This window comes from Falsiroseomonas sp. HC035 (assembly GCF_050563525.1).
In the GTDB taxonomy this organism is placed as follows: domain Bacteria; phylum Pseudomonadota; class Alphaproteobacteria; order Acetobacterales; family Acetobacteraceae; genus Falsiroseomonas.
This window is the reverse complement of sequence record NZ_JBNXUN010000007.1, coordinates 36,373-57,123: the sequence shown is the minus strand read 5'-3', so window position 1 is coordinate 57,123 and position 20,751 is coordinate 36,373. Positions and strand designations below refer to the sequence as shown.

The window sequence follows — 20,751 nt, the reverse complement described above, 5'->3', positions numbered from 1 at the left end:
CACCGATGTATCAGGACGCCCAGGGCAACGACCTCACCGTCGCCTCCGCCGAGGCGGCACGCGCCTACGACCATGTCATCGAGGGGTTCCTCAAGTACCGCTTCGACACTGGCCTGCGGCTGAAGGCCTTCCTGACGCTGGACCCCACCGCGCCGCTCGGCCAGGTGATGGCCGGCTGCTTCGCCATGCTGGCCTACGACCACGGCATGCTCGCCCGTGCCACCACCTGCCTCGGCCGCGCGGAGGCACTCGGCGGCACCGCGCGGGAACGGGCGCACATGTCCGCCCTGGCCGCCTGGATCGACGGGCGCCCGGATCGCGCGCTGGCGATCTGGGAGGGCATCAACGCCGAGGCGCCGCGCGACCTGTTGGCCTTCCGGCTGCATCATTTCTGCGCCTTCTGGATGGGCGCCCCCGGCCGCATGGTGGGCTCCGTGGAGCGCGTGATGCCCGGCTGGTCGCCCGAGATTCCGGGCTGGGGCAGCGTGCTCGCCTGCCTCTGCTTCGCGCATGAGGAAGCCGGGCTCTACACCACCGCGGAGGCTGCGGGCCGCGCTGCCATCGACATCGACCAGGGCGACCTGTGGGCCGCGCATGGCGTGGCGCATGTGCTGGAAATGCAGGGCCGCCGCAGCGAGGGCCTGGACTGGATCGCGGCGCTGGAGCCGAACTGGGACGGCGGCAACAACCTGATGCACCACCTCTGGTGGCACCAGGCGTTGTTCCACCTGGAGAACCGAGATTTCGACGCGGTGCTGGGCCTGTACGACCGGCGCTTCCGCGACCCACTGTCCAAGGTGACGCAGGCACAGCCGGACCTCTACATCGACATGCAGAATGCTGCCTCGATGCTGTTCCGGCTGGAGCTGCGCGGCATCGCCGTCGGCGACCGCTGGCGCGAACTGGCGGACAAGGCGGAAGCGCGCATCGGCGACACGCTGTCCGCCTTCACCCAGCCGCACTGGATGATGGCGCTGGCGGCGACCGGGCGCGGCGAGGCGGCGAAGCGCCATTTGGCGGCGCTGGAGGACGCCGCACGTGGCAATACGCCGCATGCCGCCGTACTGCGCGACGCGGCCCTGCCCGCCACCCGCGCCGTCGCGCTGCATGCCGAGCGCCGCTACGACGAGGCCTGTGCCGTGCTGCGCCCGGCGCTCGGCACATTGCACCGCCTGGGCGGCAGCCACGCGCAGCAGGACGTGCTGGAGCAGCTTTTCGTGGATTCCGCCATGAAGGCCGGGCGGATGGGCGATGCGAAGCTGGCGCTGGAGCGTGCAGCCGGCAGGTCTCCAGTGCCACCGGCGCGGCGCGTGGGCTTCGCGGAGGCGGCGCTGGCGGTCGCCTACTGAACCGCCGCCGCGAACACCCGCCCGAACACCGGCACCGCATCCAGCAGGTCCTGCGCGCGGACGCATTCATGCGGCGTATGCGCCGTGCCGATATCGCCGGGGCCGAGCACCACGCAGGGCGCCAGCGCCTGCAACTGGCTGGCATCCGTGCCGTAGGGCGCGGTCTTCGGTGCCCGGTTGGTCAACTGCACGGCCAGCCCGACCAAGGGGTGCGTCGTCGGCAGTTCGGGCGGAAACCCCTCCGTCTGCTCCGCCAGGTCGATGCCGGCCTCGCGGGCCGCCTGGCGCACGGCGTGCAGGATCGGCTGCGGGTCCACCTTGGCACTGTAGCGGAACTTGATCTGCGCCGTGGCCTTGGCGACGGTGACGTTCACCGCGGTGCCGTGGTTGTCCAGGATCAGGTTGAAGTCCGAGAAGGGCGGTTCGTAATCCGCATCCTGCAAGGCGGGATTGGTCCGCAACTCGTCATGCACCGCGCGCATCGCGACCAGGAAGGGCAGCAGCTTCCAGTTCGCATTCGTGCCCTTGCCGGTCGAGGAATGCGCCTGCACGCCATGCGCCGTGGCGGTGAAGGCGATGTGGCTGCGGTGCCCGCGCACCGGCACCAGCCCGGTCGGCTCCACCACGAAGATGCCGCGCAGCCCGAGCGATCTTGCCAAGGCGCTGTCGCGGGCGATGCGCAGCGCGCCCTGCTTCGTGGTCTCCTCATCCGTCGTGATCAGCAGCGTCACCGGCACATCGGCGGGCGCGCGCTGCGCGGCGACGATCGCCGCCGCGACCTGCCCCTTCATGTCGACGCTGCCCAATCCGTGCAGCATTCCCGCCGCATCGAGGCGCGGCGTCCAGGGCGCGCTTTCCCACCCCGTCGCCGGCACCGTGTCCATGTGCCCGGACAGCGCATGGCCGCCCTTCGGCCCGCGATGCGCAACCAGTGCACGCTTGGCGATTCCGTTCGCATCGACATAGTCGATTCGCTCGACCTCGAAGCCGGAAAGTTCCTGTTCGATCCGCTCGGCGACGGGCAGGTTGGAGAGGGTGGATCGGCTGTCGATCGCGATGAGGTCGGCTGCGAGGCGCAGCACGGGGTCCTGTGTGTCCATGCGCGGCAGGGTCGCTTGCCGCGACCCGCCGGGCAAGGGAGGATGCGCGCCATGCAAAGCTACCTCGACCCAAGCAGCGGCCAGACCTGGCCGCTCGACACCCCCCGCTGGTGCGGTGACGGCCAGGCGCCGCTGCTGCTGACGCCGCGCAACGGCATCTCCCGCGCCGACATCGCCACCGGCAGCCGCAGCATCTGGCGCTACGCCGCCGCGCTGCCCTGGCAGCCGCGCGCGCCGATCACCATGGGGGAAGGTTGCACGCCGCTGGTGGAACGCCGCCTGGGCCAGGGCACCGCGCTGCTGAAATGCGAGTGGTTCATGCCCACCGGCAGCTTCAAGGACCGCGGCGCCTCCGTCATGCTGTCGCTGCTGGCCGACCAGGGCATCACCGCGGTGCTGGAGGACAGCTCCGGCAATGGCGGCGCCGCTGTTTCCGCCTATGCCGCGGCGGGCGGCCTGGCGGCGACGATCTTCGTGCCGGACAGCACCAGCCCGGCGAAGACCGTGCAGTCGCGGGCAGCTGGCGCCACCATCCGGCTCATCCCCGGCTCCCGCCAGGATTGCGCCGACGCGGCGCTGCGCGAATCCGCAAACCTGTTCTACGCCAGCCACAACTGGCAGCCCTTCTTCCTGGAGGGCACCAAGACCCTGGCCTACGAACTCTGGGAGGATCTCGGTTTTCGGGCACCGGACAACGTCATCGTGCCCTGCGGCGCGGGGTCCAACGTGCTCGGCTGCTGGCTCGGATTCTCCGAACTCTTCCGAATTGGCCAGATCGCGAAGCTGCCGCGCATCTGGGCGGCGCAGCCGGCGAATTGCGGGCCGATCGCGCGCGCCGCGCTGGGCCTGCCGGCGGTGGAGGCGAAGCCCACCATCGCGGAGGGCACTGCCATCGCCCAGCCCATCCGCCTGGCCGAATGCCTGAACGCGTTGCGGCAATCGCAGGGCGGCGCCGTGCTGGTGGAGGAAGCGGAGATCGCCGCCGCCGCGCTCGCCCTGGCCCGCACCGGCATCTATGTCGAGCCGACCTGCGCCCAGGCCGCCGCCGCCTACGACCTGCTGCGGACGCAGGGCCGCATCGCGGAACGCGAGACCACCATCGTCGTCCTCACCGGCACCGGCCTGAAGGCCACGCCGCGCTATGCCGAGATGCTGGGAGTGGCGCTGTGATCGACCAACTGCCGACCCCCTGCCTGCTGCTCGACCTGCCCACGCTGAAGCGCAACATCGCCCGGATGGCGGAAGCGGTGGCGCGCCACCCCGGCGTGGTGCTGCGGCCGCACATGAAGACGGCGAAATCCGCCGCCGTCGCCGAACTGGCCGCGCCCGGCGGCGGCCCGATCACCGTCAGCACCCTGGCCGAGGCGCGCTACTTCGCCGCGCACGGGTTCCGCGACCAGATCTATGCCGTGGGCATCGTGCCGGCGAAGCTGGATGCGGTGGCGGCGCTGAACGCCGAGGGCGCCCAGGTGAAGATCATCACCGATGACCTGGACACGGCCAAGGCCATCGCCGCGCACCCCGGCCACCTGCCCACCCTGATCGAGGTCGATGTCGGCGAAGGCCGCGCCGGTGTGGCGCCAGACGGCGACGTGCTGCTCGGGATCGGCCGCGCGCTCGGCCCGAAGCTGGCCGGCGTGATGTCGCATTCCGGGCATTCCTATGCCGGGCGGTCCGACCAGGTGATGCGCGACCTGGCCGAGGTCGAGCGTGCCGGCATCGTCCAGGCGGCAACGCGGCTGGGCGATGCCGGCTGCGCGGTAAAGATCGTCTCCGCCGGTGCCTCCCCCACCGCGCTGTTCGCCGCGCATCTGGATGGCGTCACGGAGATGCGGGCCGGCGTCTACATGATGGGCGACCTGCTGCAGGCGCAGCTTGGCGTGCATCCGCTGGAAGATATTGCCGTCACCGTGCTGACCAGCGTGATTGGCCGCTACCCGGCGCGCGGCGCCGTGCTGGTCGATGCCGGGGCGCTGGCGCTGTCCAAGGACCGCAGCACGGAAGCGGCGCCGAAGGACTGGAAGTTCGGCCGCGTGCTCGACCGTGACGGCAAGCCAAGTCTCGGCGAGGCGATGGTGGTGCGGGTGCACCAGGAACATGGCGAGGTGCGCGGCGACGACCTGCCGTTGGAGCGCCTGCCGGTCGGCACGCGCCTGCGCATCGCGCCGAACCATGTCTGCCTGACGGCGGCGGCGTATGCGCACTACCACGTGCTGGACGAGACGGGGCGCGTCGTCGCGGTGTGGCAGAGGGTGAATGGCTGGTAGTTTTTTGGCGCGTTTTCCGAACCGTCAGGCGAAGTCGCCTGCCTCGAAAACGCGCTAACGCTGGTCCGGATAATCCCGCGCCGGACGCGCCCGGTAGGTCGGCAGCGACCAGCCGCGCCAGATCGCCGCGCCACGCAGCCCGAAGCCCACCGCGATGCCCGCAATCAGCGAAACATCACGCGGCAGCGGTGCCAGGCGCAGCGCGACGTAAGTCAGCGCCGCCGCCGCCGCTGCGGTGATGTAGATCTCCCGCCGCAGGATCAGCGGCAGCTCGTTGCAGACCACATCCCGGAGAATGCCGCCGGCGGTCGCGGTGATGGTGCCGAGCAGCACCGCGGCCCAGGGCTCCGCGCCGCGGATCAGCGCGATCTCCGCCCCGATCACCGCGAACAGCGCCAGCCCCAGCGCGTCCGCCCAGAGCAGCGCCTTGAACCGGCTCTCGATCAGATGCGCGAAGAAGAACACCAGCAGCGCTGCGGCGGCGGCGATGGCGGGAATTTCGGGCTGGTTCAGCCAGAAAATCGGGGTGCGGCCGAGCATCAGGTCGCGCACCGTGCCGCCGCCAATGCCGGTGATGACGCCGATCAGCACGAAGCCCACCGCGTCCAATTGCTTCCGGCTGGCGACCAGCGCGCCGGAGGCCGCGAACACCGCGATGCCCAGCAGGTCGAGAACCCGCAGCGCGCTGTCGAAGCCGCCCAAGCTACTCGGCCGGAACCGCGAGCGGCCGGGCGGCGCGTGCCGCCCCGTTGGCGCCGCCCATGCACAGCAGCGACCCCAGCAGCAGCAGCGCCGCGATCGGCAGCACCATCCAGGCCAGTCCCAGGTCGATCAGCCAGCCCAGCGGCACCGGCGTGATGGCGCCGCCGAGCGGCAGGCCGGAGGAGACGAAGCCGAACACCTTGCCCATCTGCCCCGGCGGGATGGCGTTCTTCAACATCACGTCGCGGGGCGTGCGGGAGGATCCCATGGCGAGCCCCGCGGCGCCGGCCAGCAGCGGCAGCAGCCATTCCGGCACCGGCACCGCGCCGATGAACACCAGGATCAGCGCGGCCAGCGAGGTCAGGATGATGACGAAGGGCATATGCTTCTGCGAGCGGTCGGCGAACCAGCCGCCCACCAGCGTGCCGCTGGTCGCCCCCACCATGTAGCCGGTGAGCGCAAAGGAGGCGACGGCGACCGGCGTGCCCCACAGCTCCCCCAGTACCGTGATGGTGAAGGTCTGGATGACGGACCCCGCCATGGCAGACAGCAGGAAGAAGCCGAAGAACAGCAGGATCGGCCGGGACAGCAGCAATTCCCGGCCACTCGGTCCGGCCGCCTGGCCCGGCTTGGCCTTCGGCTTCGCCTGGTCCCGCAGGATGCGGCTCTGCCACAGGATCGCCAGCACCACCGGCACGCCGAGCAGGCCGAGGATCAGCAGCACCGGCCGCCAGTCCATCACCAGCAGCATCGCGGCCACGGTGGGCGGTGCCGCGGCAAAGCCGAGGTTGCCCGTAAAGGTGTGCATGGCGAAGGCGCGGCCGATGCGGCTCGGGTGGATCGACCCGCCCAAAATCGCGTAGTCCGCCGGGTGGATCACCGAATTGCCCACCCCGGACAGCACCGCCAGCAGCAGGATCGCCCAGTAGCCGGGCGCGACCGACATCGCCGCGATGGACAGCGCCATCAGCAGCACGCCGCCGACCAGGAAGGGCCGCGCGCCGTGCTTGTCCACCAGGAAGCCCACCGGGGTCTGCAACGCCGCCGTCGTCGCGCTCATCAGCGCGAAGGCGAGACCGAGCGCGGCGTAGGAGACATCGAATTCCGCCCGCCAGGCGATGAACAGCGGCGGCAGGCACAGCATGTAGAAATGGCTGAGGAAGTGGCCGGTGCCGATCAGCGCCAGGATGCGGGCGTCATGGCCGGCGGCAGGCGGCGCTTCGGCAGGGGCGGCGGCGGCCATGGCAGGCAGGCTCCGTGTCTTCGCCGTGAAATTGCGCCCCTGCGGCGGGGTGGTCAATCAGCCCGCGCGCTCATCAGGCGGGCCAGGACCAGGCGATGTAGCCGGCGTAGCACGCCATCAGCAGCGCCCCCTCCCGCCGGCCGATCCGCCAGCCGGTGCGCGCGAAGACCAGCAGAAGCAGCGACACGGCGAGCATGACGTAGACGTCGAAGCCGGCGATGTCGGCCGGTATGACGGTGGGCGCGATCAGCCCGGTGGCGCCGCCGATGCCCAGCACGTTGTAGATGTTGGACCCCAGCACGTTGCCCAGCGCCACATCCGCATGCCGTCGCAGCGCCGCGACGACGGAGGTGACCAGCTCCGGCATCGAGGTGCCGACCGCCACGATGGTCAGGCCGATGATGCTCTCCGCCACGCCCAGGCTGCGCGCAAGCGCCGTAGCACCTTCCACCAGCAGCCCGCCGCCCAGCACCACCAGCACCAGGCCCACCAGGACGAAGCCCACCGAAAGCGGCGTGCCGCGCCAGCCGGGCGCCGCGGGGTCGGCCGGATGCAGGCTGCCGGGGGGGTGGACCTCCTCGAAGGCCTGCGCCTTCTCGAAGGCGGCGGTGTGGTCAGGCGTCGGCAGGCGCTCCTGCCGCCAGGCATAGGCGATGTAGGCGGCGAGGCCAGCCAGGAAGGCCGCGCCGACCCAGCGGTCCAGCGTCCAGCCCAGCGCCACCGCCACCAGCGCGGCCGACGTCGCCGCGCCCAGCACGCCATCCCGCCGCAGCGCCGCGGAGGGCACGGCGATCGGGAAGATCAGTGCGGAGAGGCCCAGGATCAGCAGGATGTTGGCGATGTTGGAGCCGACGATGTTGCCCACCGCGATGCCCGGCGCGCCGGCCAGCGAGGCCTGCACGCTGGTCACCAGCTCCGGCATCGAGGTGCCGAAGCCGACCAGCGTCAGCCCGATCATCAGCGGCGAGACGCCGAGCCGTTCGGCGATGCGGACGGCGCCGCGCACGAACAACTCGCCACCCACGACCAGCAGGATGAGGCCGAGCAGGATCAGCAGCGGCGTAGGCATCAGTCTCTCGTCTCCTCGAATGGCGTCAGCGCGGCGCCAGCAGCCCCACCGCATCCAGCACTGGCCGCTGGCGCAACCGCGCCGGGTCGATCTCCCGGAAGGCGCGGTGCGGCACCAGGATCGCCAGGATATCGGCCCGCGCCAGCGCCGCTTCCACCCCGGCCAGTGCCACATTGGCACGTCCAGCCAGCGGCGGCGGCAGCGCGGCCAGCAGCGGGTCGCAGCACAGCAGGCGCATCGTCCTGTCGCGAGACAATTCGTCCGCGATCGCCAGCGCCGGGCTGCCGCGCAGATCCTCGACATCCGCCTTGTAGGTCAGGCCGAGGCAGGCCACGACCGGGTCGACAAGGCCTTCCGCCAGCGCCCGCACCTGCGCCGCCACCTGTCCCGGCCGTGCGTCGTTCACCGCCCGGGCGGTCTGGATCAGTGCGGTGCGCCCGGGCGCCGCATCGGCCAGGAACCAGGGGTCCACCGCGATGCAATGCCCGCCGACGCCGGCTCCGGGTTGCAGGATCGTGACACGCGGGTGCCGGTTCGCCAGCGCGATCGCGGCCCAGGGGTCCACCTCCAGCGCCTGGCAGACCGAGGCCAATTCATTGGCGAAGGCGATATTCACGTCCCGGAACGCGTTCTCGGCCAGCTTCGCCAGCTCCGCGGTGCGGCTGTCGGTCAGCCAGCAGCGCCCGGTGACGAAGCTGGCATAGACAGCGCGCGCGCGTTCGGCGCAGCCCGGCGTCAGGCCGCCGATGATGCGGTCATTCGCCACCAGTTCCCGCAGCATGGACCCGGGCAGCACCCGTTCCGGGCAATGCGCCAGGTGGACGCAGCCCGCCGGCGCCGGGGCGCCGCGCCGGGGCAGCACCAGGTCCGGCCGACTGGCGGCAATCTGGGCGGCCAGCGCCTCCGTCGTGCCGACCGGACAGGTCGATTCCAGCAACACCAGGTCGCCTGGCCTCAGCAGCGGCGCGATGGCGGCAATTGCCATGCTGACGCGCGACAGGTCCGGCCGGTTGCTGGGCCCCAACGGCGTTGGCACCGCTATGACGAAGACGTCCGCCGGCGCCGGCATGCCCTGCGCCCGCAGCCGCCCGGTGTTCAGCGCTGCGGCCAGCAGCATGTCGAGGTCCGGTTCACGGAAATGCGCCTGGCCGGCGGCGACGGCGGCGACCACGCGCGGGTCGGTGTCGCAGCCCACCACCCGGTGCCCGCGGCCGGCCAGCATCGCCGCCGCCGGCAGGCCGACATAGCCGAGGCCCATGACGCAGACATCCCTCAAGCGGGCATCGCTCAAGCCGGCACCGGGCATGTCGCCGTCCACCAGGCCCCCACCGCCTCCGCGATCCGCCGGGCCGCCTGGCCGTCGCCATAGGGAAACACCGGCCGGGCCATGGTGGCATACAGCGCCGGGTCGTCCAGCAGGCGGCCGGCAGCGGCCAGGATGCTGCCGGTCGCGGTACCCACCAGCAGCGCCGCGCCGGCCTCCACCACCTCCGGCCGCTCGGTCACCTCCCGCAGCACCAGCACGGGGCGGCCGAGCGCCGGCGCTTCCTCCTGCATCCCGCCGCTGTCGGTCAGCACCAGATGCGCCGCGCGCATCAGCGCGACGTTGTCGCAGAAGGGCAGGGGCCCGAGCAGATGGATGCCCGGCAGGCCCCCGAGCCGCGCCTTCACCGGCCCCCGCACCTGGGGGTTCGGGTGCAGCGGCCAGGCGACCTCGACATCCCCGCGCCGCGCCAGCGTCGCCACGGCCTCTGCGACCCGGGCCAGCGGCGCGCCCCAGTTCTCCCGCCGATGCACCGTCACCAGCAGCAGCCGGCGACCCTGCGGCACCGCGATGGGCACCACGCCGGTGCGGCGGGCGCGGAACAGCGCGTCGATGCCGGTATTGCCGGTGACCAGCACCCGTCCGCTGCCGTATTCCGCGGCGAGGTTGGCTGCCGCCGCCGCGGTCGGCGCGAAGCGCAACGCAGCCAGCGCATCGATGGCGACGCGGTGGAACTCCTCCGGCCATGGGTTCGCCAGGTCGCCGGAGCGCAGCCCGGCCTCGACATGGCCCACCGGCACCTGCGCCTGGTGCGCCGCCAGCGCCGCGGCGAAGGCGCTGAGCGTATCGCCCTGCACCAGCACCAGGTCCGGCGCGGCGGCGGCGATGGCCGCGGCGAGCGCGGTCAGCAGGTAGCCGGTCAGCAGCGGCAGGCCGATGCCGGCCGGCATGGCGCCGAGATCAATGTCGGCCCGTTCGTCGAATTCCGCCAGCACATCGGCCACCAGCGTGCCGTGCTGGCCGGTGGCGCAGGCCAGTGCCGCCACGCCGGGCCGCGCCCGCAGCGCTGCCAGCACCGGCATCATCTTGATGGCCTCCGGCCGCGTGCCGAACACAACCAGGACGCGGCAGGGGCGGTCGCTCACGCGGTTCTTCCGAGGGTCTCGCGCCCCAGGGTTTCACGGATGAAGCCGACCAGCGGCGCCACCACCTGGCTGCGGCCCTCGGCATCGCCGAACACCGCCATCTCCACCACGCCGAGCTCCGGCAGCCCCGCCACCTCCCGCAGCCCGTCCGGGAAACCGCTGCGGCCAAGCACGGTCAGCGCGAAGCCGGCCTGCGCGGCGGCGGCGAGGCCCAGCAGGCTGTCGCAGGTGAATACGGCCTCGAAGGGAAGGCCGGCGCGGGCCAGGGCGCGCAGCGCGCGTTCGCGAAACATGCAGCCCTCCGGCAGCAGCGCCAGCGGCAGCGGGCGGCCTTCCGGCGCCACCCAATCGGGGGAGGCCGCCCAGACCACCGGCTCGGTCCAGATCCGCACGCCCGCCGTCTCGCCATCGCGCCGCTTGCCGAGCACCAGGTCCAGTCCGCCGGCGGCCTGCTTGGTGCGGAGTTCGTGGCTGCGGCCGACCTCCACCTCCAGCCGTGCCTCGGGGTAGGTGCGGGCGAAGCGGGCCAGGATATGCGCCAGGCTGCGCGGCACGAAGTGGTCGGCGACGCCGAGCCGCAGGCGGCCGGCGACGGGCGGCGCCACCATCCGCCGCACCGCCTCGTCGTTCAGTGCCAGCATGCGGCGGGCGTAGGCGAGTAGCGTCTCGCCTTCCGCGGTCAACTCGACCTTGCGGCTGGTGCGCCGGAACACCGGCCGCCGCACCAGCTCCTCCAGCCGCTTCACCTTCAGGCTGACGGCGGATTGCGTCAGCCCGAGCGACAGGCCGGCTGTCGTGAAGCCGCCCTGTTCGGCGACCATCACGAAGCAGCGCAGCAGGTCCAGGTCGAGGTCGGGGATCCGCATGGTCCCCCGATGATGATTAATCGGCGTTCAACTAGCAACCCCGGGTTGAATAGCGCCTCAGCCCGGGGTCCGGCATTCAGATGTCCTCGTCGTATCCGCCGCCATCGTCATAGGCGGAGGCATCGTCCTGGTAGCTCTGCGCGCCGTCCTGCGCCCCCGGCTCGGTCCACGGCGAGGAGGTCGGCACCGCCTCCTCCCCGAATCCGCCGGCAGCGTCCGCGGTCGGTGTCGCGGCCGCGGCGGCCCCGCCGCCGAGCGCGCCCATCAGCGCATTGCCGAGCATCATGCCGCCGGCGACGCCCACCGCCGTCATCATCGCGGTGCGCATGAAGCCGCCGCTCTGGCCCTGCTGCAGCGCCTGCGGGTTGTAGCCCGGCGGGTACTGCGGCTGCGGCTGCGGCCGGGTGCGCATCATCGGGCGCTGCGGCTGCTGCTGGCCACCGCCGAACATGCCGCCGAACAGGCCGCCGCGCTGCGCCGGCTGCTGCTGGGCCTGCTGCGCCTGGCTCTGCGCCTGCTCCAGCTCCCACTCCAGCTGCTGGATCCGGTTCTGCATCTCCACCACCGCATGCTCCTGCACGAAGGCGGTCTGGGTGATGCGGTAGCGGGCTTCCGGGTAGCGGGAGAACAGGTCCCCGATCAGCCGGTCGGCTTCCGGGTCCACCGGCGGCAGCGGCGCCTGCGCCTGCTGCTGGCCGCCGCCCATGGCGCCCCACGGCGAGGCCGGGCGCGGCGGGGCCGCACCTGCAGCGCCGCTCACCCGCTCCACATAGCCGGTGATGATCCGGCGTTCCTCGTCGGTCATGGTCCCTCGGTTCCTCTCATACGGGCAATGTCACGGCCGATCTTCATTACCAGCCTGTCATCCGTCGCCCTAGCTGGCCCGCAGCCTAGGCGTTTTCAAGCGGCGCAATCATGGCGCCTGTTGCCCTATTCTAGGCGGCAGGCCGAGCCGGCGCCACTCGATCACCGGGCAGCGGTCCATCACCACCGTGACCCCCGCAGCCCGCGCCCGCGCCGCCGCGTCTTCATCCACCACGCCAAGCTGGAGCCAGACGGATTTCGCGCCCAGCCGCACCGCCTCGTCCACCACCGCACCGGCCTCGCTGCTGCGGCGGAACACGTCCACCATGTCGAGCGGCGCCGCCTCGGCGAGGCCTGCCAGCACCGGCTGGCCCTGCACGGTGCGCCCGGCGCGCACCGGGTTCACCGGCACCGCGTCGTAGCCGCGGGCCAGCAGGAAGCCGAAGACGCCGTGGCTCGGCCGGTCGGGGCGGTCCGAGGCGCCGACCACGGCGATGCGCCGGGTGCGCAGCAGCAGGTCCCGGATTGTGGCGTCCTCGTCGGTCATTCAGAATCTCTCCAGCAGGCTGCCGCATCCCGCCACCTTGTCCGTGATCCCACGCGCCCGCAGCGCGTGCCAGTAGGTCGCCGTGTTGATGGCGATCACCGGCTTGCCGAGCCACATCTCCGCCATCGCCGCCAGCTTCACCATGGACAGGTTGGTGCCGACCTGGACGATGGCGTCGACGTCGTCGCCGTCGATCTCCTTGATGCCCTGAACGCAGCGCGCCGGCGTGGTTTCCGCAATCGCGGTCCAGGACGGGCATTGGAACGCCGTGTCCCGCACCACGGAGAAGCCCATGTCGCCGAAATACCGCGCCACCTCGGTGTTCATCGCCGGCCAGTAGGGCGACATCACCGCCAGGCGCTTCACCCCGCCATGCGCGTTCAGCGCGGCCGTGCAGGCGTGGCTGCCGACGCTGATCTTCAGGCCGGACAGGTCCTCCACCTCCCGCACGAAGCGGTCGGCGCCCTTGGCGCCGTCGAAGAACGTCACCGCCGACATGCCCATCACCAGGTGGTCCGGCTTGCAGGTCATCACGGACCGGACCGCATCCAGCGTGTTGCGGCCGATAAGCTCGGCGCCGGCCCGAAACGTCTCGTTGGAGACCGCATCGGCGTTCGGCGTGAAGATCCGGCTGTAGTGGTTGGTGACGCCGGCCGGCCGCATCATGTCGAAATCCGGCTGCACCACCGTGTTGGTGGAGGGACCCATCACGCCGAACTTGCAGCGCCAGCCCAATACGTCGCCCATCCTGCACCCGCCCATCCGTTGGATTGCAGGCAGCCTGCCACAGCGCGCGGCAGGCGCCAGACCCGGGCCGGTGCAATCCGGCCGATTGCATCTTGCGCGAAGCCCCGCCGCAACGTCTCCTTCACCAACCTTCCGGAGACCTCAGGCCATGTCCCTTCCCATCCTGCCGCGCCGCACCGCGCTGTTCGGCCTGGCCGCCGCGGCGTTGCCCATTGGCGCCTCCGCGCAAACGGGGACCGGGACGGGCGACTGGCCGAACCGGCCGATCCGCTGGGTGAACCCCGGCCCGGCCGGCGGCGCCGGGGATGTCATCTCCCGCTTCATCGCGGACCGGCTGCAGGGCCGGCTCGGCCAGCCAGTGGTGGTGGACAACCGGCCAGGCGCCGGCACCAACATCGGCATGACCCAGGTCGCCCGCGCGGCGCCGGATGGCTACACGGTGGGCTTGGCCACCATCGCCGCCAATGCCGCGAACAAGTGGCTGTACCGCAACATGCCCTTCGACCCGGAAAAGGATTTCGCCGCGGTCGGGCTGATCGCGCTGGTGCCGAACATCGTGGTGATCCCGCCTACGGTGCCGGCGCGCACGCTGCAGGAATTCATCACCTGGGCGCGGGCGCAGAACCGGCCGATCAACTTCGGCTCGGTTGGCGCCGGGTCCTCGCAGCACCTGGCGGGGTCGCAGTTCCAGGTCATCACCGGCGTGCCGCTGCAGCACCTGCCCTACACCAACAGCGGCCAGATGAACTCCGACCTGATGGAGGGCCGCCTCGACATGCTGTTCCAATCCATCTCCGCCGTCACGCAGATGGCGCAGGCCGGGCGGATGCGCCCGATCGCGGTCAGCGGCACCGGCCGCGTCGCCGCCTTCCCCGACCTGCCGACGATGCAGCAGCAGGGTGTCGACATCACCTCCACCGGCTGGTTCGGCCTGTGCACCCCGGCCGGGGTGCCGGAGCCGATCCTGGCGCGGCTGGACGAGGAATTGCAGGGCATCGTGCGCGACGCGTCGCTGGCCGAGCGGCTCTCGGCCAGCGGTGCCATCCCGCGCCCGATGGGCCGCGCCGAGTTCACGAAGTTCATGGCGGAGGAAAGCGCCAAGTGGCGCGTGGTCATCGAGGCGGTGGGCGCCTCGGTCGATTGAGCGCCTCTCCCCCCGCTTCAGGGGGGAGAGGACTGGCTGGGGGCGGACCCCTCAGCCGATCAGCACGTCCGACACGCCGTCCGCCAGGCGGTTGGCGATGACGCCGTATTCGGCGTTGCTGTAGTGCACGTTGTCCGGGTGGTGCTGGTTCAGGTCGGTCGTCGTGGCGCCCATGTAGGTGTAGGGATCCTCGGCGATGATCTGGGCGTGGCCACCACGGATCGCCTCGTAGCGGTCCGCCGGGGTGTCGTTCGGGAAGTTGCCGAGTTGCTGGATGAAGATCGGCAGGTCCGGGTCGTCCAGCTGGTCCCGGATGTAGGCGAAGACGCTTTCCGTCGACTCCACCATCCGATTCACCACGGCGGCCTTCTGCGAGCCATGGGCCTGGCGCGCATCATCCTCGCCCTGCGCCCAGATCAGGCCATCCAGCTGTCGGCCGCCGCTCTCGGCCGCCTTCAGCTTCGCCACCGCGTCGACCAGCAGCTTGGAGGGACGGTCCCCGTTGATGTCCCACCAATACAGGTTGGCATCAGCATACTGGTTGGACCCGCTGCCGGACACCGCGACGTTGACGGCCGTGACCGGGCCGCCACCCATCGCCTTGGAGAGTGCCGCCTCGAACACGTCGTTGCCGAGCGGCCCGCCGGTCGGGTCGCCGGGCCGCGTGTAGAAATGCCCGGCCGCGTTGGACTGGCCGGCGAAGGCGAACAGGTCGTAGTCGGCGCGTGCCAGCGGCGCCTCTGCCACCGGCGGTGGCGTGGGGGTCGGCGTGGGTGCCGGGGTGGGAGAGGGCTCCGGCGCGCTGCCGGCGGCACCAATCTTGATGGTGTCCATGCGGACATATTCGCCGCCGTCGGAGGTGCCGGCGACGCTGATGCTGTCGCCCGACTTCAGCGCGACGTTCACCGACTGGGACTTGATCTGCTCGTCATCGACCGAGGCGACCCAGGACTTCACCACCTGCCCGTTCACCGAGATCGACATGGGCGACTGCCCGTCGAATTCGTCGAGGTAGCTGACGCTGACGGCATAGGTGCCATCGGCGCCGGCGAAGGTGCCGGTGGCGGTGCCTTCGCCGCGGGTGGCCAGCCAGGCGCCGCCGGAGGGCTTGCCGTGCTGTTCCACGGAGAAGCCGGACAGGGCCAGCCGGTCCAGCTCCGTCGTGCCGAGGCCGATGGTCGCGCCGGTGGACGGCGGCGCGGGCTCCGAGGGCTCGGGACGGGCGGGCTCGGGCTGCGAGGGCTGGCTGGGGGTCGGCGCCGGCGCATTGCCGGTGGCGCTGACGGTGATGGTGTCGAAGCGGACATACTCGCCCCAGTCGGAGGTGCCGGCGACGCTGATGCTGTCGCCCGACTTCAGCGCGACGTTCACCGACTGGGACTTGATCTGCTCGTCATCGACCGAGGCGACCCAGGACTTCACCACCTGCCCGTTCACCGAGATCGACATGGGCGACTGCCCGTCGAATTCGTCCAGGTAGCTGACGCTGACGGCATAGGTGCCATCGGCGCCGGCGAAGGTGCCGGTGGCGGTGCCTTCGCCGCGGGTGGCCAGCCAGGCGCCGCCGGAGGGCTTGCCGTGCTGTTCCACGGAGAAGCCGGACAGGGCCAGCCGGTCCAGCTCCGTCGTGCCGAGGCCGATGGTCGCGCCGGTGGACGGCGGCGCGGGCTCCGAGGGCTCGGGACGGGCGGGCTCGGGCTGCGAGGGCTGGCTGGGGGTCGGCGCCGGGCCGTTGGCCGGGGCCTGGGCGCGGTCCATCCGCGCGACGAAGTCGGACAGGAAGGCCTGCCGGTCCTCCGCGACCGTGCGCGCGCCGGCATAGGGGCCCATGGCGAGGGAGGGGGCGGGGTTGTCGGTCCAGTAGTTCGGGCCCTGCTGCACGAAGTCGCCGCCCCAGCTGTCGGCGGTCGGGTCGTTGTTGTTGGCGCCGTCGATCAGGTACAGCGTGGTCGGCGCATCGCCCATCTTCAGGCCGTTGACGCTGCTGGCGCCGTCACGGTCACCGTACAGGTCGCGGCTTTGCGCCACGAAGTAGTCGCCCAGCGCGCCGTGGCCGGACAGGTTGGCTTCGGGCCAGCCGGCGATCGGGGTGTTGGAGCCATTCTCCGGCACGAACAGGCCGCGGAAGCTGTCCTGGTTGTCGATCCACCAGACCTTCCCCTTCCAGTTGTCCATCAGGTACTGGCCGGCATTCGGGTCCTGCTGGTCCCGGCCGATCGAGATCAGGCGGATCTTGTTGGCGATGTCCGGCGCGTCGTGCAGCGCCTGCGCCACGTCGCCGACAGCGCCCCAGGTCAGCACATACAGCGGGTCCGAGGCGCTGCCGGCGCGGGCCGCGGCGATGATGGCCTTGGAGGCGTCGGTGGGGCTGGCGATGCCGCCGGCGGGGGCCATGCTGGTCGCGCCCTGATGCACCACGGCGCGCAGCGCATCCGGTGTCGGATAGTCGGCGGAATGGGTGCTGAGGTTCGCGAAGTCCTTGGCGTAGACATCGATGACCTGGTGGATGTCGGCGGCGCGTCCGGGGCCGGGGGCGGCGGAGCCGAGGCCGACGATGTCCAGCTTGTCGGCGTAGATCAGCAGATGGACCATGGACTGGTCGTCATCTTTGTCGAAGCCACCAATATCGGTGGTCACGAAGACGCGCGGATTGCTCATCAAGCGGCTCTTTCCTGAACAGGGCGAGCTCCTTGCAGCGTACGGCCGGGTCATGCCGGGCCGTCCAAGGACACAACCAGAAAGCGGTGGTCGTGCAGTCCATCCCGATGGGACGTGACTGGCTCACCAGACGGTGACGGCCGCACCATCGTTGAAGCTTTCAGGTCCGGCAAGTACCTATTCAATAGTCCCGCGATTTTTTCTGGCATCTTCGCATCAGATCTACGTTGCAAAGCTATAACAACGTGCCTTGATGATGCCTTATTCTGATCATGTCGAAGAGAGATATAAGCATTACGATTTCTGACATCGGAATGACTTCAGTGTGCGGACGTGGATTAATCAGAACCTGGGTTGATGTTGCTGGCCGGAGCTTGTGTGGCTTGCATGAAAAGTATCTCATCTTTCACTCGAACGCGTCGCGGGCCGGCCCCTTGCGGGACCAGCCTTGGCGAGTTCAACGATGAGGCAGGTGCTACTGGCGCGCGGCGCCGGAAACCTCGACCAGGCGGCGCCAGACCGGCGTCTCGGCGGCGATCTTCGCCGTCATCGCCGCCGGGCTCTCGCTGACCACCGCATCATAGCCGAAGGGCCGCAGCGCCTGGCCGAAGGACGGGTCCTGGCCGACCCGGCGGATCGCCGTGAACAGCCGCTGCACCTCGGCCTCCGGCGTCGCGGCCGGCGCCAGGATGACGTTCCAGGACCGGATGTCGATGCCGGCGAGGCCCGGTGTCTCGGCCAGCGCCGGCACCTGCGGCATCAGGCCGAGCCTGGTGCCGGAGGTGACGCCCATCGCCTTGACTGCGCCGGACTGGATATGCGGCAGCAGCGCCGCCGGCAGGTCGACCGAACCCTCCAGCGTGCCGGCCAGCAGGTCCACCGCCTGCTGCGCACCGCCGCGATAGGGCACCGGCGTCAACTCCACCCCGGCGGCGCTGTTGATGGCGGACAGCGCCAGGTGCGTCACCGTGCCGACGCCCGCATTGCCGACCCGGACGCCGCCTGGATTGGCCCGCACCCAGGCCAGCAGCGCCGCCATGTCCGTCCAGCCGCGCTCCTGCGCGAGCTTGCCGCTGACCGCGAGCACCACGGCGCTGTCGGAAATCTGGCTGATCGCCCGGAAATCCTTGGTCACGTCGAAGGGCATGGTGGGCTGGATGAAGGGCGCCGCGCACAGCGTCGCGGCGCCGATGATGCCGAGGATGGTGCCATCGGCCGGCCCCTTGGCCACCGCATCGGCGCCGATCAGCCCGCCGCCACCGCTGCGGTTCTCCACCAGCACCTGCTGGCCTTCCAGCAGCGGTGCCAACCGCTCGGCCAGCAGCCGGCCCAGGCTGTCGACGCCGCCGCCGGGCGGGAAGGGGACCACCAGCCGCAGGGGCCGGCGGGTCTGGCCATACGCCAGGGAAGGCGCGGCAAGCGCGCCCAGCAGCACGGCGCGCCGGCCGGCGGTGAGGTTGGCCATCGGTGAAGTCTCCCGTTCGTTGCGCGACGATAGGAAGGGATGGTGCCTCAGTGCAACGGGAACGCCGCCCGCGCCGCGATGGACCCCGGAATCGCGCCGCGCCGCGCGGCTTCCCGCCACACCCGCTCGATGGCGGTGCGGCCGCGGCGGGTGACGGCGGCGGCATCGGCAGTCAGGACCCGGCCGTCCCGCAGCAGCACGTGGCCCTCCACCATGGCGAGGCTGAGGTCGGCCGCGCTGCCATTGGTGATCAGCGACTTCAGCGGGTCCCAGACCGGCTGGTAGCGGGAGGAGCCGAGGTCGAACATGATCAGGTCCGCCCGCGCGCCCTTCGCCACCAATCCAAGGTCGTCCCGCCCCAGCGCCAGCGCCGCATCCCGCGTCGCCGCCCGCAGGATGAGCGCCGCCGCCAGCCCGTGTGGCGTGCCCGATTGGGTTTTTGCAAACGCCGACGCCGTCCTCAACTCGTGCAGCATGTCGAGGGTCACGCCATCCGTGCCGATGCCCAGCCGCAGGCCGGCCGCCTCCATCCGCGCCAGTGGCACGAAGCGGCCCGACCGGGCGAAGGCCAGCGGGCAGGAGGCCAGCGCCGCGCCGGAGGCGGCGATGGTCGAAAACTCCTCGTCGGTGGCGAACATGCCATGTGCCAGCACCACGCCCGGCCGCAGCAGGCCCATCTCCCGGATGTGGTCGATGGAGCCGCGGCCGTGCGCGGCGCGCACCTTCTCGATCTCGATCAGGTTCTGCGCCGCGTGGATCGAGATGATGGTCTCCAGCTCCCGCGCCTTGGAGTCGATGGCGCGCAGCAATTCGGGCGTGCAGCTATCCGGCCCATGTGGCCCGAAGCCGACCCGGGTGACGCCGCGCGGGCCTTCGTCGAAGCGCTCGAACAGCCGCAGGATCGCCTCGAAGCCGGTATCGGCGGTGGGGCTGTAGGTCGGCTTGCCATCGGGTGTCATGCCGACCGGCGCGGAGAACAGGTAGGGGCAGGACCAGGACCGCAGGCCGAGCCGCTTCGCGCGTTCGATGAAGGGCCACTGCGCCACGCGGTACACGTCGAGCAACGCCGTGGTGCCGCTGCGCAGGCCCTCCAGCAGCGCCATCTCGGCGGCGTCGCCGATTTCCTCCTCCGTCATCACCTGCGCCGCCACGTCGCCGAGTGGCATCAGTAGCGAATAGACGATGTGGCCCGGCAGGTCGCCCGGCGCGATGTCGTCCGCCAGCCCGCGGAACAGCGGCGCGGACAGGGCGTGGTTGTGCAGGTTGATGAAGCCCGGCAGCAGCAGCGCGTCGGGGGCGACGATGCGCTCCGCATCCAGCGTCGGCGCCTGACCCGGCCCATTGGGCACGACATCCGCCACCACCCCATCCCGCACGATGACGGAATGGCCGGTGCGGAGGCCGTGATCGGCGTCCCAGACCCAGCCCGGCTGAATGACGAGAGTCACGGCAGAATCCCCCGGAAATGCCCGATCAGAGCGGACAGAGTGAGGACGGAGATAGCGGTGGAGACCACCACCGCGGCGCCTGACCGGTCGGTACCCGTGGCGTAGCGCCGGGCCAGGATGAAGGCATTCGCCCCGGTCGGCAGCGCCGCCATGGTGACGGCGACCGCGGTCTCGATCGGCGTCGCGCCGACCAGCAGCGCCAGGCCCCAGGTCAGCGCCGGCAGCGCCAGCAGCTTCACGCCGACGATGGCGGTGGTTTCCTTCCACGCCGCCGCCGCCGAGATCCCGGCCAGCCCGCCGCCGAGGCAGAACAGCGCCACGCCCGGCGCCGCCGCGCCCACCAGTTCCAGCGTCCGCCGCACCACCCCCGGCACCGGCAGCCCGAACAGCATCCAGATGAAGGCCGCGATCACGGAGAGCACCACCGGGTTCTTCAGGATGCCGGTCAGGCTGGCACTCAGCACGCGGCGCCAGGGCGCGTTCGCATGCAGCCCGACCTCCGTCACGATGGTCGCCATGCCGAGCAGGATCATGGTCTGCAGGGCCAGGATGCCGAGCATCGGCGGCACCCCTGGCGGCCCGTAGGCCGCGAAGATGATCGGCACGCCCATCATCACCGAATTGCCGAACACGCAGGCCAGCGCGAACAGCGCCGCCTCCGCCAGGTTCAGCCGGAACACCCGCCGCGCGCCCAGCAGCGACAGCGCGAACACCAGGATGGAGGCGCTGAGGATCGCGACCGCCGCCCCACCGCCACCCTCATGCGGCCGCGTGCCGCCGGCGAACAGCAGCGCGGGCGCGGCCAGGCCGAAGACGAACATGGTCAGGCCGCGAAAGCCTTCCTCCGACACCAGTTTCCGCTTCGCCGCGCCGTAGCCGAGCGCGATCATGGCGAAGACCGGGATCACCACCTCCACCACGCCGCCCATGAGG

At 71.1% G+C, this 20,751-nt stretch carries 18 protein-coding genes; 4 read left to right on the top strand and 14 right to left on the bottom strand.

Annotation, left to right across the window (positions count from 1 at the left end; all coding sequences use genetic code 11):
- Positions 1-5: 5 nt before the first annotated feature.
- Complete coding sequence (locus tag ACLF3G_RS16230) at positions 6-1,349, top strand: tetratricopeptide repeat protein (RefSeq protein WP_430670436.1); 1,344 nt, start codon at positions 6-8, stop codon at positions 1,347-1,349.
- Here the strand turns inward: ACLF3G_RS16230 and ACLF3G_RS16225 are convergent.
- Positions 1,343-2,449: a M20/M25/M40 family metallo-hydrolase gene (locus ACLF3G_RS16225; protein WP_430670435.1), complete on the bottom strand. Its 1,107-nt coding sequence runs from the start codon at positions 2,447-2,449 to the stop codon at positions 1,343-1,345. The two genes, ACLF3G_RS16230 and ACLF3G_RS16225, sit on opposite strands and share 7 nt — an antisense overlap.
- Before the next feature lie 51 nt (positions 2,450-2,500).
- Between ACLF3G_RS16225 and ACLF3G_RS16220 the strand changes: the two genes are divergently transcribed.
- Both ACLF3G_RS16220 and ACLF3G_RS16215 read left to right on the top strand, forming a co-directional pair.
- A complete protein-coding gene (locus ACLF3G_RS16220; RefSeq protein WP_430670434.1) occupies positions 2,501-3,619 on the top strand; it encodes a pyridoxal-phosphate dependent enzyme in 1,119 nt (372 codons plus the stop codon).
- Complete coding sequence (locus tag ACLF3G_RS16215) at positions 3,616-4,716, top strand: alanine racemase (protein WP_430670433.1); 1,101 nt, start codon at positions 3,616-3,618, stop codon at positions 4,714-4,716. Before ACLF3G_RS16220 ends, ACLF3G_RS16215 begins: the two co-directional genes overlap by 4 nt.
- A 54-nt stretch (positions 4,717-4,770) precedes the next feature.
- Here the strand turns inward: ACLF3G_RS16215 and ACLF3G_RS16210 are convergent, their stop codons facing one another.
- The 9 genes from ACLF3G_RS16210 to ACLF3G_RS16170 all read right to left on the bottom strand — a co-directional run bounded on the left by ACLF3G_RS16210 (position 4,771) and on the right by ACLF3G_RS16170 (position 13,103).
- On the bottom strand, positions 4,771-5,418 hold the full coding sequence (locus tag ACLF3G_RS16210; protein WP_430670432.1) for a trimeric intracellular cation channel family protein: 648 nt from the start codon (positions 5,416-5,418) through the stop codon (positions 4,771-4,773).
- Between the two features lies 1 nt (position 5,419).
- Positions 5,420-6,661 carry an MFS transporter gene (locus ACLF3G_RS16205; protein WP_430670431.1) on the bottom strand — a complete coding sequence of 414 codons (1,242 nt, stop codon included), beginning with the start codon at positions 6,659-6,661 and terminating at the stop codon, positions 5,420-5,422.
- Between the two features lie 73 nt (positions 6,662-6,734).
- Positions 6,735-7,730, bottom strand: coding sequence for a calcium/sodium antiporter (locus tag ACLF3G_RS16200; RefSeq protein ID WP_430670430.1), 996 nt, complete (start codon positions 7,728-7,730; stop codon positions 6,735-6,737).
- 25 nt (positions 7,731-7,755) lie between these two features.
- Complete coding sequence (gene wecC / locus ACLF3G_RS16195) at positions 7,756-9,021, bottom strand: UDP-N-acetyl-D-mannosamine dehydrogenase (RefSeq protein ID WP_430670429.1); 1,266 nt, start codon at positions 9,019-9,021, stop codon at positions 7,756-7,758.
- Positions 9,018-10,139 carry a non-hydrolyzing UDP-N-acetylglucosamine 2-epimerase gene (gene wecB, locus ACLF3G_RS16190; protein WP_430670428.1) on the bottom strand — a complete coding sequence of 374 codons (1,122 nt, stop codon included), beginning with the start codon at positions 10,137-10,139 and terminating at the stop codon, positions 9,018-9,020. The genes wecC and wecB overlap by 4 nt, the downstream gene beginning before the upstream one ends.
- A complete protein-coding gene (locus tag ACLF3G_RS16185) occupies positions 10,136-11,005 on the bottom strand; it encodes a LysR substrate-binding domain-containing protein (protein ID WP_430670427.1) in 870 nt (289 codons plus the stop codon). The genes wecB and ACLF3G_RS16185 overlap by 4 nt, the downstream gene beginning before the upstream one ends.
- 76 nt (positions 11,006-11,081) lie before the next feature.
- Positions 11,082-11,810, bottom strand: a complete 729-nt coding sequence (locus ACLF3G_RS16180) for a DUF2076 domain-containing protein (protein WP_430670426.1) — start codon at positions 11,808-11,810, stop codon at positions 11,082-11,084.
- A gap of 108 nt (positions 11,811-11,918) precedes the next feature.
- Positions 11,919-12,356, bottom strand: a complete 438-nt coding sequence (locus tag ACLF3G_RS16175; RefSeq protein WP_430670425.1) for a CoA-binding protein — start codon at positions 12,354-12,356, stop codon at positions 11,919-11,921.
- On the bottom strand, positions 12,357-13,103 hold the full coding sequence (locus ACLF3G_RS16170) for a maleate cis-trans isomerase family protein (RefSeq protein ID WP_430670424.1): 747 nt from the start codon (positions 13,101-13,103) through the stop codon (positions 12,357-12,359).
- Between the two features lie 148 nt (positions 13,104-13,251).
- Between ACLF3G_RS16170 and ACLF3G_RS16165 the strand changes: the two genes are divergently transcribed.
- Positions 13,252-14,247 carry a Bug family tripartite tricarboxylate transporter substrate binding protein gene (locus tag ACLF3G_RS16165; RefSeq protein ID WP_430670423.1) on the top strand — a complete coding sequence of 332 codons (996 nt, stop codon included), beginning with the start codon at positions 13,252-13,254 and terminating at the stop codon, positions 14,245-14,247.
- Positions 14,248-14,298: 51 nt separating this feature from the next.
- On the opposite strand, the gene ACLF3G_RS16160 is transcribed toward ACLF3G_RS16165, so the two are convergent.
- From ACLF3G_RS16160 to ACLF3G_RS16145, 4 genes are all read right to left on the bottom strand, one after another.
- The gene (locus ACLF3G_RS16160) at positions 14,299-16,905 is read right to left on the bottom strand and encodes a nucleoside hydrolase-like domain-containing protein (RefSeq protein WP_430670422.1); all 2,607 of its coding nucleotides are present in this window, start codon (positions 16,903-16,905) and stop codon (positions 14,299-14,301) included.
- Between the two features lie 475 nt (positions 16,906-17,380).
- The gene (locus ACLF3G_RS16155) at positions 17,381-18,370 is read right to left on the bottom strand and encodes a Bug family tripartite tricarboxylate transporter substrate binding protein (RefSeq protein ID WP_430670421.1); all 990 of its coding nucleotides are present in this window, start codon (positions 18,368-18,370) and stop codon (positions 17,381-17,383) included.
- Between the two features lie 47 nt (positions 18,371-18,417).
- Complete coding sequence (locus ACLF3G_RS16150) at positions 18,418-19,818, bottom strand: amidohydrolase family protein (RefSeq protein ID WP_430670420.1); 1,401 nt, start codon at positions 19,816-19,818, stop codon at positions 18,418-18,420.
- Positions 19,815-20,747, bottom strand: a complete 933-nt coding sequence (locus ACLF3G_RS16145; RefSeq protein ID WP_430670419.1) for an AEC family transporter — start codon at positions 20,745-20,747, stop codon at positions 19,815-19,817. The genes ACLF3G_RS16150 and ACLF3G_RS16145 overlap by 4 nt, the downstream gene beginning before the upstream one ends.
- Positions 20,748-20,751 lie beyond the last annotated feature (4 nt).